Here is a 17,719-nt window from a genome sequence, read left to right on the forward strand (position 1 = left end):
CCTCAAACCGGCATCTGCATGATGTCCTGGTACGCCTGGACCAGCTTGTTGCGCACCTGGGTCATCGCCTGCATGGAAACGCTGGCCTTTTGCGAAGCGATCATCACGTCGGTCAGGTCGACGCCGCTCTTGCCAATCTCGAAGGCGTTGGCCAGCTGGGTGGAGGCCTGCTGGGTCTCATGCACCTTGCCGATGGCCTGGCCGAGCATGTCGGCAAAGCTGCTCTGGCCCGGCGCCAGCTCAGGCGCGGCGGACACCTTGGGCAACGACATGGCGTCGGCCTGCATGGCCCGCATGTCCAGCATCAGACGATTGAATTCAACACCTTGGCTCATGACCTTCTCTCTCCGGCGGCCGCATTTTTTTGACACTCATGCGGCGGATAGCTCGTGTAAAGCAACAAAGGTGCCAGCCTTGCCACCCTTCTGATTTAACGCGCCGTTGTAGGAGCGGCCTTGTGTCGCGAATGGGGCGCGCAGCGGCCCCAGGTTCTGTTGCGCAGCAAAAATCGCCGGGGCCGCTACGCGCCCCATTCGCGACACAAGGCCGCTCCTACAAAGGCCGCACCCGACATAACCCGCACCTGCGGCTTATCAGCCAAAAAGGCTGGCCTCGACGTCAAACCCGGCATCGCGCATTTGTGCCAGCTTGTAACGCAAGGTGCGCGGGCTGATACCCAGCCGCTCGGCGGCCTCCTTGCGGCGGCCACGCTCGGCGCGCAAGGTGTCGATGATGGTCTGGTACTCATGGCGGCGCAGGTCATCACCCAGGCCACCCACCTCGACCGCCACTTCGGGCAATGAAGGCGCCGCGCCCGCCGACAATGGAATGGCGCCGGCCAGACAAAAATCCGCCGCCTCGATCACCCCGCCCTGCTGCAGGATCAACGCCCGCTGCAAGGCGTTGTCCAGTTCGCGCACGTTACCCGGCCAGGCATACGCCTGCAGGCAGGCCCGCGCTTCGGCAGACAAGCGCACCGGCGCATGCTTCATCTTGCCGACATGGCGGGCCAGCAGGCGTTCGGCCAGTTGCAGGATGTCGCCCTTGCGCTCGCGCAACGGGCACCAGGCCAGGGGGAACACCGACAATCGGTAATACAGGTCTTCACGGAACCGCCCCGCTGCCACTTCGCCCGCCAGATCGCGGTTGGTGGTGGCCAGCACGCGGATGTCCAGGCTGATCGGCTTGCGCCCGCCTACCCGCTCCACCTCACGCTCCTGCAACACCCGCAACAGCTTGGCCTGCAACGTCAGCGGCATCTCGGAGATTTCGTCGAGCAGCAAGGTGCCGCCCTCGGCCTGCTCGAACTTGCCGGCCTGGGCCGCGATGGCGCCGGTGAAAGCGCCCTTCTCATGGCCAAACAAGGTGGCTTCGAGCATGTTGTCGGGGATCGCCGCGCAGTTGATCGCCACGAAGGGCTGGGCTGCCCGCGGGGACTGCTGGTGAATGAAGCGTGCCAGCACTTCCTTGCCGGTACCCGACTCACCCGAGATCAGCACCGTCGAGTCGCTGCGCGCCACGCGCGCGGCCAGCTCCAGCAATTGTCGGCTGGCCGGCTCACAGGCTACCGGCCCCTCCTCGTCCACCGCACTCACGCGCCCGGCAGCATGGCGCTGCACCAAACACAGCAGCGCCTTGGGCTCGAACGGCTTGACCAGGTAATCGGCTGCGCCCTGGCGCATCGCTTCCACGGCACGTTCCACCGCAGCATGCGCGGTCATCAGCAACACCGGCAGTTGCGGCTGCTGGCGGCGCAACTGCGCCAGCAACTGATGCCCATCCATACCCGGCATGTTCACGTCACTGACCACCAGGCTGAAGGCCTCGCTCAGCACAGCCTCCAGTGCCTCTTCGGCACTGCCCACGGCGCGGTAGGCGAAACCGCCGATTTCCAGGGTATCGCCGAGCGCCTGGCGTAACACGCGGTCATCCTCGACCAGCAGCACCTTGATGGTCATCCGTGCGCCTCCGCCAGTTGCCCATCGATCAACGGCAGCTCGACTCGCACGCAGGTGCCGCGCCCGACCTTGGAACGCACGCTGAGCGTACCCTGGTGCGCCCGCACCACGGCCTTGACCACGGCCAGGCCCAGGCCGGTGCCGGTGGCCTTGGTGGTCAGGAACGGCTCGCCCAGGCGGCCCAGCACGTCGGCGTCGATACCGCTGCCGGCGTCACTCACGCACAGGTGCAACACCTGCTGGCGACGGAACACGTGCACCTTGAGCCGCGCCGACGCCTCGCTCGCTTGCAGGGCATTCTCGATCAGGTTGAGCATGGCGCCGACCAAGGTGTCGCGGTTGCACAGCAGCTCGCCCAGGTGGCTGTCGCACTGCCAACGCACGGCATGCCCTTGCACGTGCGACTGCGCGGCCTGCTGCAAGGCCTGGAACAGCCCTTTGGGGCTCACCCGATCGCCGAGCGGCAGCTCGCCACGGGCGAACACCAACATGTCGCGCACCTGATGCTCCAGCTCGTGCAGGCGCTCCTTCAAGCTACCGGCGAAGCGCTGGCGGGTTTCCACGCTCAGGTCTTGCTCGCTATCGGCCAGGTGGCTGGCGTAGAGCATGGCTGCCGACAGGGGCGTGCGGATCTGATGGGCCAGCGAGGCGACCATGCGCCCCAGCGACGACAAGCGCTCGTGGCGAGCCAACTGGTCTTGCAGGCGACGGGTTTCTGTCAGGTCGTTGAGCAGCACCAACTGGCCGGGCTCGGCATCCAGCGAGCGGGTGGCGATGGACAGGCGGCGGCCGTCGCGCAGCGAGACTTCATGGCCGTCGTCCTTGCGCGGGGCGAAGCTGCGGGCAATCACCTGGCGCCACAGCTCGCCGATCAGCGGCTCGCCGAGCAGTTCGCAGGCGGCCGGGTTGGCTTCGCGCACCAGGCCGTGGCCATCGATCACGATCACCCCGCCGGGCAGCAGGTCCAGCAGGTTCTGCAGGCGGTTGGCCAGGCGTTCCTTTTCGCTGAGTTCGGCGATGCGCTGGGCGCTGACCACCGCCAGCTCGCCCTTCAGTTCGCTGACCCGCGCTTCAAGCAGGCTGTAGGACTGGCTCAGCTGGCTGGAGACCTGGTTGAACAGGGCGAAGGCTTGCTCGACACCCTGTCGGCTTTCCTGCTCGATCAGGGCATGCCCCTGCGGATCGGGGGCTCGGGAAACGTGGGCGGCCTGGGGCATCGTGCTCTCTCGCGTGGCTGACCGTCATAAAAACGGTATGTTGCCAGCGGTGTAGCAATAGCCGTGCCGGAGATAGGGTTTTAACGCACTGTGATGCCTATCGCGCGACCTGCGTAGGAGCAGCCTAGTGCTGCGAAGAGGCCGGCGCATGCCCAGACCCTTCCTGTGCTGCCACCGGCCTCTTCGCAACAAGGCTGCTCCTACACGGGTTTACCGACTGCCTGAAACAGGCGCAAAGGGGGTCAATCCTCCGCCTGCTCCTCGCCACCCTGCCGGCTCATGCCGTACTTGCGCATCTTCTCGACCAGCGTGGTACGGCGGATACGCAAACGTTCAGCCGCGCGTGCAACGATACCGTTGGCATCGTCCAGCGCCTGCTGGATCAGGCCCTGCTCCAGGCTGCCCAGGTAGTCCTTGAGGTCAAGGCCTTCGGGCGGCAGCATCGCGGGGTTGGCGAAGTTCGGTGCATGGCCGTTGATGGCCACGCGCTCTTCGAGATCACTGCGCAGGTGGTCGACCATCTGCTCGTCTTCATCATCGACGTAGCGGAATTTTTTCGGCAGTTCGGACACGCCGATCACCCCGTACGGGTGCATGATCGCCATGCGCTCGACCAGGTTGGCCAGCTCGCGCACGTTGCCCGGCCAGCCGTGGCGGCACAGCGACATGATCGAAGCGGAATTGAAGCGAATGGAACCGCGCTTTTCATGCTCCATGCGCGAAATCAGCTCGTTCATCAGCAACGGGATGTCTTCTACCCGCTCACGCAGCGGCGCCATCTCGATGGGGAACACGTTCAACCGGTAGTACAGGTCTTCGCGGAAGGTACCGTCCTCGATCATGCTCTCGAGGTTTTTGTGCGTCGCGGCGATGATGCGTACGTCGATGCTCTGGGTCTTGTTGCTACCCACGCGCTCGAACGTACGCTCCTGCAGCACCCGCAGCAGCTTGACTTGCATCGGCAACGGCATGTCGCCAATTTCGTCGAGGAACAGGGTACCGCCGTTGGCCAGCTCGAAACGCCCGGCACGGCTGGTGATTGCCCCGGTAAAGGCGCCCTTCTCGTGGCCGAACAGTTCGCTTTCGAGCAGCTCGGCCGGGATCGCGCCACAGTTGACCGGCACGAACGGCGCTTCGCGGCGCTTGGAGTGGTAGTGCAGGTTGCGCGCCACCACTTCCTTGCCGGTGCCGGACTCACCCAGAATCAGCACGCTGGCGTCGGTATCGGCCACTTGCTGCATCATCTGCCGCACGTGCTGGATGGCACGGCTGGTGCCGACCAGGCTGCGGAACAGGTTGGGTTCGCGCTGGCGGCCACGCTCGCGGGCCTGGTCGTACATCTCGCGATAGACCTGGGCACGGTGCAGCGAATCGAGCAACTGGCTGTAGCTCGGCGGCATTTCGAGGTTGGAGAGGACCCGACGGCGAAACTCTTCCGGCAACTCTGCAGAAGAAATTTCACCTAAAAGCAGCACCGGAAGGAACTCATCCCACCCAGCCACTGTCTTAACGAGCCCAAGGAGATTGCCCGGAGCATTCACGGCACCGACAAGCACGCACAGCACTTCCCGACTCGAAGACAACGCCCCCACCGCCTGCTGCCAGTCCTGGCTCGAGCACGCGAGGTTTTCTTCGCCTAGAAAATTCAGGACCACCGCCAGATCGCGGCGGCGGGCGCTGTCGTCATCGATCAGAAGAATCTTGGTTTCACGCCACATGCAATAGCAACTTCCCTAGTCATATCGGCGCCCAGTTGGGCGTGCTCGACATCATTCCGACTGAATGGTCAGTGTTAGGACGTCTGAAATTCGAAAACAGCCACTAGTAAAGTCAAAAACTTAGAAGCAGTCAAATTTATGGCGCCGAGCTTTGCGTTCTGCTCAGCATCAGCTGAACAGATGGTATACCTTTGTGGCCTGTTTCGCTTGATTGATGTTGGTCATTTGCTCGACCAACGATTGACGTTCGTCACTTGCAACGTGGATTAGCTGGCGATAAACGTCCATCAACGCCTCCAGGTTCACCCGAACCGCTGCTTCATCCTCCACCGCACCATGCAACAGCTCGTCCATCTGCGCCCGGCAGGCCAGGTCGAGCTCGCCAATGGCGCCCCAATCGCGCGCTTGCAGTGCCTCGTTCAGGGCCTGACGGGTGTCTTCGATCCGCTGCAATGCGTTCATGTGGCCTCCTGGCGTATCACTGCTGGGCTGTGGCGATGGCATCCCAACCGCTTTTGACGGTGATCATCAGCTGGGCGACTTCGTCGATGATGGCGGGGTCGCTGTCCAGGTTGGCCTGGATCAAGCGGGTGGCCATATAGGCATACAGGCTGTCGAGACGGTCCAGTTCGTCTGGGTTATCGGTCTTGTCTTTGTCCAGCCCTTCACGCAGGCCACCGATGATGTCGATGGCCTTGCCCAGCATCACACCCTTCTGCGCCACGTCGCCACGGCTGATCGCGCCCTTGGCCTGGGCCATACGGTCAAGCGAACCTTCCATCAGCATCTGCACCAGGCGGTGCGGGGTCGCTTCGGAGATTTGGGCGTGGGAATTGACCTTCTGGTACTGGCGAAGGGCTCTCATCGGGTGCATGGGGGATCCTCAGTGAACAGGGCAGAACAGTGGCCGCATACCTAGGTAATCGGCCCTGGCCTGGGTTTCTTTAGGCGATCAATCGTCGCTGTTGGATTTGTTCAGCGCGTTTAGGGTGGCCATCACGCTGTCGCTACTGGCTTTGAGCTGAGCCACCAACGCATCCATGGCATTGTACTTTTTGGTCAGGGTATCGGTCAGCGACTCGATGCGCCGATCCAGGGCAACCTGCGACTCTTCCAGCTGCTTGAGCTGCGTGGTCAGGCTAGCCTGGCGCGACGCGAGGATACCATCGGTCTTGACGTATTCGTCAGTGGCAGCCGTCATGCGGCTGAGCAAGCCTTCCTTACCGGTGAACAGGCCGCTGATGTCAGCACCCATCGTTTTGACGGCGGCATCCCACTTATCGTTGTTAAGTTCAAGCAACCCCGTCTTCTGTACGGTGTTGATACCCAGCTGCGACAGCGTGCGCAGGCCGCCAGTACCGACACTGCGCGTGAGCTCGCTACGGATCGAGCTGACCAGCGAACGCATGGTCGCATCCCCTGTCAGCGATGCGCCCGAGGCACTGCTGTCGTCGGCGCCGGTGGTGACCTTGGTCTGGCTATTGATAGAGGTCATCAAGGCGTTGTAAGCGGTGACAAACGATTGCACCGAAGTTTTCAGTGTGTCGTTGTTGCTCGCCACCACCAGGCTCGACTTGCCTTCTTTGGCCAGAGTGATATCCACGCCACTGACCGCACCTGTTACGGTATTGGAGGCCGATTCCAGCTCCAGGCCGTCGAGCTTGTACTTGGCATTCTGCGGTTCGGCGATGGTCGTCACGCCGGTGGCCATGTCGGAAGTGCCACCCAAGGTCAGCTCGGTGCCATCGCCCATTTTGGTCGACGAGAAGATCAGCCGCGAACCACTGGCGTCAGTGACGATGTTGGCAGTGATGCCCTTGGACTGCAGCTGATCGTTGATCGAGTCGCGCGCCTGCTGCAGCGTTGCGCCCGTTGCGATCGAGACGTTGTGCGTGGCGTTGCCCTGGCTGATGGTCAGGGTTTGCGACTCACCCGAATCATTGACGATGGTCGAGGTGTTTTTGTAGACCTGAGTCGAAATCTTGGACGCGGTCGCCAGCTGGGTCACTTCAAGCGAATACGTGCCTGACGACGCGCCATCGCCCAGCTTGATCTTGGCGATAGCCTCGTCAGACGACGAACCGGACAAGCCATTGAAGCTCGCTGCGGTATTAAGCTTGGTCAGTGCCGCGCGGTACGTTTCCAGCGCACTTTTGACCGTACCGATGGCCGACAAGGTGGTGGTGGCGGTGGCGGTCTGCTTATTGATCTGGCTTTGCTTGGGCGCCTTCTCGGCATCAGCCAGTGCCTTGACCAACTCGCCAATCTTTAGACCCGAACCCAGTCCGGTAATAGTAGAACTCGCCATCTTCACACTCCTTATCCGGTGACCGTCGAAAATCCGACGAAAACGCGTCCGTGCGGCTTAACAACAAAAGCCGTGCCAACTTAAGCCTTCAGATCAAACAGCAGGCTGTTGGCATCCTTCAGGTTTTCCGCCAGTTTCAGTGCCACTTCGGAGGGCAGCTGGCGGATGACTTCGCCGCTCTGGCGGGCGATGACCTTGACTACCACCTGGCCGGTGGAGTCATCGATCGAAAAATCGAGTTGTCGCTCTGAAGCCTTGACGAAGTCCTGGATGGCATTGACTGCGGTTTCCAGGGTTTCTCGGGCTACAGGCTGGGATTCTGGCTTGGCAGGCTCGTTGGCCGCCAGCTCGTTCTCTTGCCGCTTGCTCGCTGTTGCTTCGGGAGCAGCGGAGGCGGGATAGGACAGGCCCAGTTTCACGCTCATATCCATTTCTGACACCTCTTCTTCTCGGAAAGACGAAAGGGTACGTCACCGTACCCTTCGTCAAACTACTTAGCGATCAGGATCAGCCCAGCAGTTTCAGTACCGACGACGGCAGCTGGTTAGCCTGGGACAGGATCGCGGTGGACGCCTGTTGCAGGGTTTGCTGCTTGGTCAGCTCGGCGGTTTCCGAAGCGAAGTCGGCGTCCTGCACACGGCTGCGGGCAGCGGTGGAGTTTTCCGAGATGCTGTTCAGGTTGGCAACGGTGCTGTCGAAGCGGTTTTGCACAGCACCCAGCTGAGCGCGCTGGCTGTCGATTTGGGCGATAGCGGCATCCAGCGCCTGGATGGCTTTCTGCGAATCGGCAGCACTGGTGATGCTCAGGTTGGAAACGGTGGTTTCCTGGGTGATGGCTACGGTGCTGTTGGTGGTAGCCAGGCCCAGAGCGGCCAGACCGGTACCTTGGCTGCCGTCGGCAACAGTGATGTTTTCTTTCGAGAACAGCTTCAGGGTGTTGTCGGCGTTCTTGCTGGCAGTAACGCCGGTGCTCGCGGTGTTGATGGCCGAGATGATGCCGTCCAGGGTGTCGCCCTTGGTGAACTTGACTTCAGTGCCGTTCAGGGAAATAGAGGTGTCGGCGACCAGTTTGGCTTCGGTAGTACCGGCAGCCAGACCAACCTTGGCCAGCGCGCCCTGGCCAGCGGCACCTGTGCCGTTGGTGAGGTTAATGGCTTTGCCATCAGCGGAACTCAGTTGCAGACGGCCTTCGGAGCTCAGGGTTGCAGTGACGCCAGTCGTAGCGGTTTCAGCATTGATGGCGCCGAGCACATCACTCATATCCTGACCAGCAGTAGCACCGATTGCGGTGCCATTGATGTTGAAGGAAATGTCGCTGTCGAAACCGGCTGCCACTGTCGCTGTGGCTGCGAAGCCAGCAGTACCGCCGCCAGTAGTGGCTGCAGTTGCAGTGAAGGTTGCAGACGAACTCATGACGATGTCGCCGTTGCCATCGATAGCTGCGGTAACGCCAGTATTGGAGGCGGTGTTAGCAGCGTTGATTTTGCCGACAGTGGAAGCCGCAGTGTCAGTGTCATCGAGCGCAACAGCAGTGCCATTCAGGGTCAGCGTAACAGTTTCACCAGCGCCAACTGGAGCAAAGGTTACAGGGTCGGCACGGAAGGTCGAGGCGCTGGTGGCGACTGCACCCGTTACAACGGCAGACAGGTCAGTAGCAACACCATCAGTCTTAGCTTCGCTGAACGAACCTTTCAGGCCAGTCGAGCTGATGTCGGTCATGCCGAACGAGATAGTTTCGTTAGCGCTGGAACCGATCTGGAAGCTGACGTTCTGGAACGAACCGTCGAGAATTTTACGACCACCGAAGGTGGTGGTGTTGGCGATACGGGTCAATTCGCCCGACAGCGCGGTGAATTCTTGCTGCAGGGAAGTACGGTCGTCATCGCTGTTCGAGCCGTTGGCGGACTGCAGGGACAGTTCGCGCATACGCTGCAGGATGCTGGTCGATTCTTGCATCGCGCCTTCAGCGGTCTGGGCGATGGAGATGCCGTCGTTGGCGTTTTTCACGGCAACGCTCAGGCCTTTGATTTGGCTGGTCAGACGGTTGCCGATCTGCAGGCCGGCGGCGTCGTCTTTGGCGCTGTTGATTTTCAGGCCGGAGGACAGGCGGGACATCGAAGTACCCAGCGCGTCGGAAGCACGGTTCAGGTTCTTCTGAACGCCCAAGGAGGTGATGTTAGTGTTAACGGTCAAAGCCATGACGAATTCCTCGTTGAATGGATACAGCGGCTTCCGGCCCTGGCAACCGCCGGGTGTGGCCTAGAGAACCTTCGTAATGGTTATCGTCGGGTGCGCGGGTTGCTTGAGGGGTTTTTCAAAAAAAAAATGGTGGCACGCTGCCAGCCCAATGAAATCAAGGCGTTAAGGGCGAATTATTGACGTCAAAATCTTTGCAGAAAAATACCTAATAGCACTGCCAAACCGTGGGAGCGGGCTTGCCCCGCGAAACAGGCAACGCGGTGGATGGCACCGGCTTTGCCGGTGTTCGCGGGGCAAGCCCGCTCCCACAAAGATTGTGCAGGCTTCAAAAAATTGGACCCACAGCTGGACCTACAAGGATTTTGAGTCATCCATGGATCCACACCAGGCAGGCACAAAAAAAGCGCCGGGCGTTGGCCGCCGGGCGCTTTTTTGAGGCTACTGAAGGTCAGTCGCGATAGAGAATCGCCGAGCCCCACGACAGGCCCACACCAAACCCGCTGATTGCCACACGCTTCCAGTTACCGTCGAGCATGTGCTTCTGCAACAGCAACGGCACGCTGGACGACACGGTATTGCCGGTCTCCAGCATGTCCTTGACGAACTTCTCCGGGCTTTCTTCCTCGAAACGGCGTGCCACGGCATCGACAATCGCCGCACTGCCCTGGTGAATGCAGAACGCATCGATATCCGCCGAGGTCAGCCCGCTGGCATCGAGCAGCTCATGCAGGTGCGCTGGCACTTTGATCAGGGCGAAGTTGAATACCTGGCGGCCGTTCATGAAGAACTTGCCGTCATTGACTTTGAGGTGCTCGGCGCCGGAACCATCGGTGCCGAAACGCGCCTGGCCCAGGTTCCACACTGCATTTTCGCCCATCCAGGTGGCCGTGGCGGCATCACCGAACAACATGGTGGTGTTGCGGTCTTCCGGGTCGACGATTTTCGAGTACGGGTCGGCAGTGATCAGCAGGCCATTCTTCAGCCCCGCCGCCTCCATGAAGCCCTTGATGGCATACAGGCCATACACGTAACCGGAGCAGCCCAGCGACACGTCGAACGCCGCCACGCGGGTCGACAGGCCGAGTTTGCTCTGGACGATAGCCGCCGTGTGCGGCAGGCCTTCTTCGTCACCGTTCTGGGTAACCACAATCAACGCATCGATCGATTGCGGATCAAGGTCAGGGTTGGCGGCGAACAGGGCCTGGGCCGCTTCGACGCAGAGGTCGGAGGTTTCCTGCTCTTCGGCCTTGCGCGGCAAGAACGACGCGCCGATCTTGCCGAACATGAACTCTTCGTCCTTGCCGAACTTCGCACCCTGGACGTAGTTGTCCAGGCCAGCGGTGGGCACGTAACTCGCGATGCTTTTGATGCCAATCATTCTGGCTTCCCAATGAAAACAGCCAAAGACCACCACTCGATGAATTGAGGGCGCCAAATACCGGAGCGTCACCCCACGGGGGCGAGCAAGGCCTGGCAGCCTGGCTCGCATGCAAACCGGTAACAAAATGCTGCAACAGCTGCTGCATAGAATACAGGGAAGATGACCGTTTTGACTCATTGGTCACATTGAAATGCTACGAAAGCCTTGCGAGGGGTGTGGAAACTGGGGAGTTCTGCGGGGGATTGAGGGCTTGGGGCTGCAAGGCAGCCCCAAAATCTCACAGGCCGATCAGAGCTTGTTGAACAGGCTCAACTGCGAAATGCGCGCAAATGCCAGCTGCGAAGCCTCGAGCATCGCCTGTTGCAGGGTCAGCTGGATGGTCGCCGAGGCCATGTCGGTGTCGCCAATGGCGCTCTGGGTGGTCTTGTTGGCCAAGCCCAGGCTGATGTTCTCCTGCTCCTGGATCTCCAGCGAGTTGCCGCGCGCACCAATCGAACCGCGGGTAATGTCGATACGCTCACGGGCACTGGCCAGGTTGGAGATCGCCGAGTCGGTCGCCGTCTTGAGCGCTGCCTGCGCCTCCGGACTGTCGACCGGCTTGCCCAGCGCCGTGCGCAATTGGCCGAGGCTGTCGAGCACGTTCTGCGTGCGGTGCGTGTTGGCCGTCACCGAGAACTGGTCGCCTTCACCAGGTGCACTGTCGAACTGGAAGGTCACGCCCGCCACCGTCACCGCGTTACCCGCCCCGACAGTGCCCGAGGCCACCGGTTTGCTGTCGGCACTGTACGGCTGCGCATACAGCGAATACTCGGTCGCACTGGTGAACTTGATCACCGCGCCGTTGCTGGGGAAGGTGCTGCGATAGACATCCGCATCGGTAATGCTGCTACCGGTGACCTGCGCTGTCGATGCGTTGCCCGCGCTGCGTGTGGCATTCAGGCTGTCGGGCTTGGCTTCCAGGGTGAACACGTGGCCGGCGACGACCGCGTCGGCATCGTCACCTTCCTGCAGGTTCAGGTTGATCTCGAAATCGACACCGCGCAGCGAAATCATCTTGCCGCCTTCAGTGTTGACGTCGAACTTGCCGTTGCTCGCGGTTTCGCTGGTGATGTCCTTGCCGGTGGCATCCTTGACGCTGTACTCGGTGGCACTGGTGAAGGTGATGGTGTACGGCTGACCGCCGGCGAACTGGTTGTTGTAGGTGTTCGCCGAGGTCATCAGGCCACCGGACAACAGCACCTTGCCGTCATCCGGGGTCGGCGCCTGCAGGCTCGACTGCGTACGGCTGTTGTTGGTCGCCTGGTCGAAGATGCTGAAACCGCTGTCATTGGTCGCCAGGCTCAAGGTATCGGACACCTGCAGGCTAAGCTGGGTCTGGTCACCCTGGTAGCTGTAGGTACCGTCGCTATTGCGCACATAGGGCGGCGTTGCCGACTTGGAGCCGCCGAACATGTAGTCGCCATTGGCGTCGCGGGAATTGAGCAGGCCGAAGACGTTCGCCTCGATCTCTTTGATCTCGCTGGCGATCGATGCGCGGTCGGCATCGCTCTTGCCACCGTTACCCGCCTCCAGCGCCAGCTCGCTGGCACGCTGCAGGGCATCGTTGATGGTCGAGAGCACGCTCTCTTCCTGCAGCAGGGCATTCTTGACCGTGGTCATGTTGCCGTTGTACTGGTCCAGCAGCGCGCTCTGCTGCTGCAACAACAGCAGGCGCGCGGCGCCGACCGGGTCGTCGCCCGCCGTCTGGATGCGCGACTTGGAGGTGATCTGCTCGGTGGTCTTGGCCGTGTCCGAGAAGTTCTTCGAGTAGGTGTTGGCGCTGGTCTCATAAAACTGAGCAGTAGAAATACGCACGGCCAGCACTCCTTAAAGGGCGTTGATCAAGGTCGAAAAGGTTTCTTGCGCCGCCTTGATGATCTGCGACGACGCGGTGTAGTAATGTTGGAACTTCACCAGGCTGGCCGCCTCGTCATCGAGGTTGACCCCTGAAACCGCGCTGCGGCTTTCGGCGGCGGACTTGAACACTGCCTGGGTCGCCGTGGTGTCGATGGAGGCCTGGCTGGCCTTGGCGCCCACGCGCTCGACCAGCGAGGCATAGGCCGAGGTGAAGCTGGTACCGCCACCAGACCCGGTGTTCACCGTCGACTTGGTCTGCAGGTCGAGCAGCGCCGTGGCATTGCGGTTGTCGGCCTTGCCGTCTGCATTGAACGACAGGGTGAAGCTGTCGTTGGCAGACGGGCTGCCGCCGATGGTGGTCTCGACATTGAAACTGCGCGGCTTGCCGTCGCCATCAAGGATCGGCTGGCCAGCGGCATCGAGCATTGGCACGGCGATGGACAATTTGTTGTCCTGGCCAGGCACCACGCTGCCGGTGCCGATCTGCGTGCCCTTGGCATCGAACAGCTTGTAGCCTTGGGAACCGCCGTTGGCGGCGTCGAACACCACGCGCACCGGCATCGAGTCGCGAATCGCCTGCTGCACCAGCGCTGTATCGGCACCGCCGTAGATATCCAGCGAATCGCCCAGCACCGGCTGGGTGATGGTGCCGGTGCCACCGTTGCCGCTGCCCGCCGTGGCGCTGATCGGCCCGGCAAAAGCTAGTTTGTTGGCATCGGTCATGATGGTCGAGATGTTGCCCGCCGCGGAACGGGTCGGGATGACCTTGAAGCTGTCCCCCGCTGCCAGGCCACCGCCCTTGAGCGCCAGGCTGAAGCCGTCGATCACCGGGGCCGGGTCGGCGCTCAGGTCGAAGCTGCCCATGTCGGTGCCATCGGAGCGGCGCACGCTGTACTGGTTGGCGCTGGTGAACTTCACTTCGTAATCGTATGTGGTCAGCGCGCCGCTGTCGGCAATGGTCACATCGAGGTTGCCGGACCCGGCACTGTTGCTCGACGAAGCCAGGCTGCGCTGGGCCAATGCACTGGCGCTGTTGATGCTGGAGAACAGCGCGCTGCCGAATTGGGCGTTGGCATCCAGGCCTTGGCCCAGCTGGCTGTTGATGCTGTCAGCAACCACCAGGGCCACACGGCCGAGCTCGTTCATCGACGGCATCAGCACGTCCTGGCGGTAGCGCAGCAGGCCGCCGATCGTGCCACCGGTCACCACCGAGGTCACGTCGGAGCTGAACGACTCGTAGTTGATGCGCAGGCTGGCTTGGCTTTTGTCAGCCACACCCGGCTGCACCGACAAGGTGTTGCCCTTGACCCCGGTGACCAGTGACTGGCCACTGCCCAAGTAGACGTCGTAGTTGCCGTCGCGCTCCTGCACCGTGACCCCGACCAGCTCGTTGAGCTGGCGCACGGCTTCGCTGCGCGCATCCAGCAGGCTGTTAGGGGTATTGCCGGTGGCGGTGGCCGCGACGATCTGCTTGTTGTACTCGGCGATGTTGCTGGTGAGCTTGTTGACCTGGCCTGCGAGCGTGCCGAGCTGAGAGTTGATCGTTTCGTTCTGCTGGGTCAGCTGCGTGCCCACCGCATTGAAGCGGTTGCTCAGGGTTTGCGCCTGGGTCAGCAGCAACTGCCGCGAGGCGACATCACCCGGCGTGGCCGAAGCGGTCTGCAACGCCGAGAAGAACGCGGTCAGCACCGAGCTGATGCCGGTATCACGGTCGGCCAGCAATTTGTCGACGCTGGTGATCTGGTCCTGGAACGCCACCGAGTCGGCCTGCAACGAGGTCGCGGTCTGCAACTGATTGTCCAGGTAGGCGCTGTAGATCCGGCGCACATCCGACAGCGTGGTGCCCGTACCCAGAAAGCCCGCGCCCATATTGTGCGAAGGGCCCGCAACCTGAACCGCTTGCTGGCGCGAATAGCCACTGGTGGCGGCGTTGGCAATGTTGTTACTGGTTACCGACAGTGCCGCCTGGCTGGCACCCAGGCCACTCAGACCGATCGAAATCAGACTCGACATGTTTTAGTCCTTATAGATTCGTAGTTCTGCCAGCCATGGCGTATTGCGGGGTTGCTTGCATTTGCTGGGCGATGCTGATGATCTTCTTCGCATAGCCCGGGTCAGTCGCATAACCTGCCTTTTGCAGCTCTCTTGCAAACTGCTCAGGGTTATCGGCCGCGTCCAGCGCACCTTGATAGCGGGAATTGCCCTGCAACAGATTCACCAGGTCATGGAAGCTGTCCTGGTAGGAATCGTACGAGCGGAACGCCGCCGTTTCCTTGACGAATTGGCCATCACGGAATTCGCTGGTGATCGCCCTCGCCTGCTCGCCCTGCCAGTTGCCACTGGCCTTGATGCCGAACAGGTTGTGGCTGCTGCTGCCATCGGTGTTGCGCATGACCGACTTGCCCCAGCCCGTTTCCAGCGCCGCCTGGGCCACCAGGTAGCGCGGGTCGATACCGATGCGCTTGGCGGCCTGCTCGGCCATCGGCAGCATGGTCGCCACGAACGTGTCGCTGTCGCTGAAGGCTTTGTTCGGCGCCAGCGGCGGCTGGGCCACGGCACGCCCGACAATGCGCAGGCCGTTTTCCGGCACGGCAAAGGCCTTGGCCACTTGCTGGCCGTCACGGGCCGGCACGGCGGCGCCGTTGCTGGTCGCGGCCGACGGCACGATGCCGGCCAGCAGGCGGTCGGTGAGCTTGCTCGGCAGCGCCAGGCGCCGCGCATTGAGGGCCGCGACGTCGTTGCGGGTGGCACCCGACTCGGTGGCATGCACCGGCTCAGCCACCTTGTTGCCCCACAGCGCCGGGCCACTGCCCTCGCCGCGCGCAAACGGGCTGCTGGCGCCTGCCGTGCTCTTGCTCTTGGTCAACTGGCGCACCAGCACGTCCTGCAGGCCGATACCGCCACCCTCGCGGGACATGCTCACGGCCAACTGCTGGTCATACATGTCGCGGTACTGTTTGACCGTCTCGGTGTTCATCGGGTTGTCGGCGGCCAGCACATCGCTGGCCTTGCGCGAGGCCTTGAGCATTTCGCTGATGAACAGCGATTCGAACTCCTGGGCCACCTTGCGCACGTTGGCTTCGCTGTCGCGGTCGCCGTGCTTGAGCGAGTTGAGGCGGTTGAGGTCGGTGTAGGCGCCGCTGTCGACGCTGCCGGATACCAGACTTTTGCTGTTCATCCTGCGTCCTCAGATCACGATCAGGTCGGCTTGCAAGGCGCCGGCCTGTTTCAGGGCTTCGAGGATCGCCATCAGGTCGCTGGGCGCCGCGCCAACCTGGTTCACCGCGCGGACGATTTCATCCAGCGTGGTCCCCGGGCCGAACTTGAACATCGGCTTGGCTTCCTGCTCGGCGTTGACCCGCGAGCGTGGCACCACGGCAGTCTGGCCATTGGAGAACGGCCCCGGCTGGCTGACGATCGGGTCTTCGGTAATGGTCACGGTCAGGCTGCCGTGGGTCACTGCGGCCGGCGACACCTTGACGTTCTGGCCAATGACGATGGTGCCGGTACGCGAGTTGATGATGACTTTCGCCACCGCCTGGCCCGGGTCGATCTCGAGGTTTTCCAGGATCGACAGGTAATCCACCCGCTGGCTTGGGTCCATCGGCGCACTGACGCGTACCGAGCCACCGTCCAAGGCCTGGGCGACGCCCGGGCCAAGCAGTTCGTTGACCTTGTCGACGATGCGCTTGGCGGTGGTGAAGTCTGGGCGGTTGAGGTTCAGGGTCAGGCTGTTGCCCTGGTTGAACCCGCTCGGCACGGCCCGCTCGACGCTGGCGCCGCCCGGGATACGCCCGGCCGACGGAACGTTGACGGTGATCTTCGAGCCATCGCGCCCTTCGGCATCGAAGCCGCCGACCACCAGGTTGCCTTGGGCGATCGCGTAGACGTTGCCGTCGATACCCTTGAGCGGGGTCAGCAGCAGGCTGCCGCCGCGCAGGCTCTTGGAGTTGCCGATCGACGAAACGGTGATGTCCACCACCTGGCCGGGTTTGGCGAACGCCGGCAGGTCGGCGTGCACCGACACCGCCGCGACGTTTTTCAACTGCACGTTGCCGGAACCCGCCGGCACCTTGATGCCGAACTGCGACAGCATGTTGTTGAAGGTCTGCAGGGTGAACGGCGTCTGGGTGGTCTGGTCACCCGTGCCATTGAGCCCCACCACCAGGCCATAGCCGATCAACTGGTTGGAACGCACGCCAGAGATACTGGCGATGTCCTTCAAGCGCTCGGCCTGGGCCGCGAAGGCACAGGACAGGAGCAGGGTAGCGGCAATCAGCTGCCTCACGTTGAACATGGTCATCCGTACTCAGAAAGGCCAAAGCGGGCTGATGAAGAAGCGGTCCAGCCACCCGGGCTGGCTGGCATCGGCAAACGAGCCAGTCCCCGAATAGGTGATGCGCGCATCGGCCACGCGGGTGGACGGCACGGTATTGTCGGTGGCGATGTCGTCGGCGCGGATCATGCCGGCAATGCGCACCAGCTCTTCGCCGGTGTTCAGGGTCAGCCACTTCTCGCCGCGCACGGCGATGATGCCGTTGGGCAGCACTTCGGCCACGGTCACGGTGATCGAACCGGTCAGGGTGTTGCCCTGGGTGGCCTTGCTGTCGCCCTTGGTGGCACGTTCGCCGCTGTAGCCGGCCTCCAGCGAAAGGTCACCGCCGCCGAACGGGTTGTTGGTGTTGGGCGTGCTGCCGAACAACGAGCTGAGGCCGATGTCGGCCTTGCTGTTTTTCTGGATCTGCGAACCGGCGTTCTTGCTGGCCGAGGTGCGCTCGTTGAGGGTGATGGTGATGATGTCACCGACCCGGAACGCCTTGCGGTCGCTGTACAGGTTCTGCTCGAAACCGGCCTGGTAGATCGAACCGTTGTTGGCCGCCGACGGCAACGGGGTGCGCGGCAACACCGGCGCATAGTACGGGTCGTTGGGCTTGGGCGTCGGCGCGACGCAACCTGCCAGCAACACCGCCCCCCCCAGGGCGAAGACGGACAACAGACGATTCATGACGCTACCTCACGGTGTAACTGGGCTACGTGGACCA

Annotated in this window: 15 protein-coding genes; all 15 read right to left on the reverse strand. The window is 62.2% G+C overall.

Features of this window, described 5'->3' with window-relative positions; genetic code table 11:
- Nucleotides 1-2: 2 nt before the first annotated feature.
- The gene (fliE, locus tag LJX93_RS18995) at nucleotides 3-335 is read right to left on the reverse strand and encodes a flagellar hook-basal body complex protein FliE (protein ID WP_033699469.1); all 333 of its coding nucleotides are present in this window, start codon (nucleotides 333-335) and stop codon (nucleotides 3-5) included.
- Between the two features lie 258 nt (nucleotides 336-593).
- Nucleotides 594-1,958: a sigma-54-dependent transcriptional regulator gene (locus tag LJX93_RS19000; RefSeq protein ID WP_033699471.1), complete on the reverse strand. Its 1,365-nt coding sequence runs from the start codon at nucleotides 1,956-1,958 to the stop codon at nucleotides 594-596.
- A complete protein-coding gene (locus LJX93_RS19005; RefSeq protein WP_227696287.1) occupies nucleotides 1,955-3,175 on the reverse strand; it encodes a sensor histidine kinase in 1,221 nt (406 codons plus the stop codon). Before LJX93_RS19005 ends, LJX93_RS19000 begins: the two co-directional genes overlap by 4 nt.
- Before the next feature lie 242 nt (nucleotides 3,176-3,417).
- A complete protein-coding gene (fleQ, locus tag LJX93_RS19010; protein ID WP_047583427.1) occupies nucleotides 3,418-4,893 on the reverse strand; it encodes a transcriptional regulator FleQ in 1,476 nt (491 codons plus the stop codon).
- 168 nt (nucleotides 4,894-5,061) lie between these two features.
- The gene (locus LJX93_RS19015; RefSeq protein ID WP_047583428.1) at nucleotides 5,062-5,355 is read right to left on the reverse strand and encodes a hypothetical protein; all 294 of its coding nucleotides are present in this window, start codon (nucleotides 5,353-5,355) and stop codon (nucleotides 5,062-5,064) included.
- Nucleotides 5,356-5,371: 16 nt separating this feature from the next.
- On the reverse strand, nucleotides 5,372-5,767 hold the full coding sequence (fliS, locus tag LJX93_RS19020) for a flagellar export chaperone FliS (protein WP_047583429.1): 396 nt from the start codon (nucleotides 5,765-5,767) through the stop codon (nucleotides 5,372-5,374).
- Nucleotides 5,768-5,845: 78 nt separating this feature from the next.
- Nucleotides 5,846-7,201, reverse strand: coding sequence for a flagellar filament capping protein FliD (fliD, locus tag LJX93_RS19025; protein WP_047583430.1), 1,356 nt, complete (start codon nucleotides 7,199-7,201; stop codon nucleotides 5,846-5,848).
- An 80-nt stretch (nucleotides 7,202-7,281) separates the two neighbouring features.
- Nucleotides 7,282-7,632 (reverse strand): flagellar protein FlaG, encoded by a 351-nt coding sequence (locus LJX93_RS19030; protein ID WP_047583431.1) that lies wholly within the window; start codon nucleotides 7,630-7,632, stop codon nucleotides 7,282-7,284.
- 76 nt (nucleotides 7,633-7,708) lie between these two features.
- A complete protein-coding gene (locus LJX93_RS19035; RefSeq protein WP_047583432.1) occupies nucleotides 7,709-9,400 on the reverse strand; it encodes a flagellin in 1,692 nt (563 codons plus the stop codon).
- 448 nt (nucleotides 9,401-9,848) lie between these two features.
- A complete protein-coding gene (locus tag LJX93_RS19040) occupies nucleotides 9,849-10,778 on the reverse strand; it encodes a ketoacyl-ACP synthase III (protein ID WP_047583433.1) in 930 nt (309 codons plus the stop codon).
- Nucleotides 10,779-11,069: 291 nt separating this feature from the next.
- Entirely contained in the window at nucleotides 11,070-12,635 is a 1,566-nt protein-coding gene (locus LJX93_RS19045) for a flagellar hook-associated protein 3 (RefSeq protein WP_047583434.1), read from the reverse strand.
- Between the two features lie 12 nt (nucleotides 12,636-12,647).
- A complete protein-coding gene (gene flgK, locus LJX93_RS19050) occupies nucleotides 12,648-14,690 on the reverse strand; it encodes a flagellar hook-associated protein FlgK (RefSeq protein WP_047583435.1) in 2,043 nt (680 codons plus the stop codon).
- Nucleotides 14,691-14,700: 10 nt separating this feature from the next.
- The gene (gene flgJ, locus LJX93_RS19055) at nucleotides 14,701-15,855 is read right to left on the reverse strand and encodes a flagellar assembly peptidoglycan hydrolase FlgJ (protein ID WP_047583436.1); all 1,155 of its coding nucleotides are present in this window, start codon (nucleotides 15,853-15,855) and stop codon (nucleotides 14,701-14,703) included.
- A 9-nt stretch (nucleotides 15,856-15,864) separates the two neighbouring features.
- Nucleotides 15,865-16,974 carry a flagellar basal body P-ring protein FlgI gene (locus LJX93_RS19060; RefSeq protein WP_033700185.1) on the reverse strand — a complete coding sequence of 370 codons (1,110 nt, stop codon included), beginning with the start codon at nucleotides 16,972-16,974 and terminating at the stop codon, nucleotides 15,865-15,867.
- A 12-nt stretch (nucleotides 16,975-16,986) separates the two neighbouring features.
- Nucleotides 16,987-17,682 (reverse strand): flagellar basal body L-ring protein FlgH, encoded by a 696-nt coding sequence (flgH, locus tag LJX93_RS19065; protein WP_033699509.1) that lies wholly within the window; start codon nucleotides 17,680-17,682, stop codon nucleotides 16,987-16,989.
- Nucleotides 17,683-17,719 lie beyond the last annotated feature (37 nt).

The organism is Pseudomonas sp. HN2-3 (assembly GCF_020691745.1).
Taxonomy (GTDB): domain Bacteria; phylum Pseudomonadota; class Gammaproteobacteria; order Pseudomonadales; family Pseudomonadaceae; genus Aquipseudomonas; species Aquipseudomonas capeferrum.

Coding starts and splice junctions, on each gene's coding strand:
- LJX93_RS19035 (WP_047583432.1), bottom strand. CDS start 9,400: ATGGCTTTGACCGTTAACACTAACATCACCTCCTTGGGCGTTCAGAAG.
- LJX93_RS19030 (WP_047583431.1), bottom strand. CDS start 7,632: ATGGATATGAGCGTGAAACTGGGCCTGTCCTATCCCGCCTCCGCTGCT.
- LJX93_RS19000 (WP_033699471.1), bottom strand. CDS start 1,958: ATGACCATCAAGGTGCTGCTGGTCGAGGATGACCGCGTGTTACGCCAG.
- fliS (WP_047583429.1), bottom strand. CDS start 5,767: ATGCACCCGATGAGAGCCCTTCGCCAGTACCAGAAGGTCAATTCCCAC.
- LJX93_RS19005 (WP_227696287.1), bottom strand. CDS start 3,175: ATGCCCCAGGCCGCCCACGTTTCCCGAGCCCCCGATCCGCAGGGGCAT.
- fliD (WP_047583430.1), bottom strand. CDS start 7,201: ATGGCGAGTTCTACTATTACCGGACTGGGTTCGGGTCTAAAGATTGGC.
- flgK (WP_047583435.1), bottom strand. CDS start 14,690: ATGTCGAGTCTGATTTCGATCGGTCTGAGTGGCCTGGGTGCCAGCCAG.
- flgJ (WP_047583436.1), bottom strand. CDS start 15,855: ATGAACAGCAAAAGTCTGGTATCCGGCAGCGTCGACAGCGGCGCCTAC.
- fliE (WP_033699469.1), bottom strand. CDS start 335: ATGAGCCAAGGTGTTGAATTCAATCGTCTGATGCTGGACATGCGGGCC.
- LJX93_RS19040 (WP_047583433.1), bottom strand. CDS start 10,778: ATGATTGGCATCAAAAGCATCGCGAGTTACGTGCCCACCGCTGGCCTG.
- fleQ (WP_047583427.1), bottom strand. CDS start 4,893: ATGTGGCGTGAAACCAAGATTCTTCTGATCGATGACGACAGCGCCCGC.
- LJX93_RS19015 (WP_047583428.1), bottom strand. CDS start 5,355: ATGAACGCATTGCAGCGGATCGAAGACACCCGTCAGGCCCTGAACGAG.
- LJX93_RS19060 (WP_033700185.1), bottom strand. CDS start 16,974: ATGTTCAACGTGAGGCAGCTGATTGCCGCTACCCTGCTCCTGTCCTGT.
- flgH (WP_033699509.1), bottom strand. CDS start 17,682: ATGAATCGTCTGTTGTCCGTCTTCGCCCTGGGGGGGGCGGTGTTGCTG.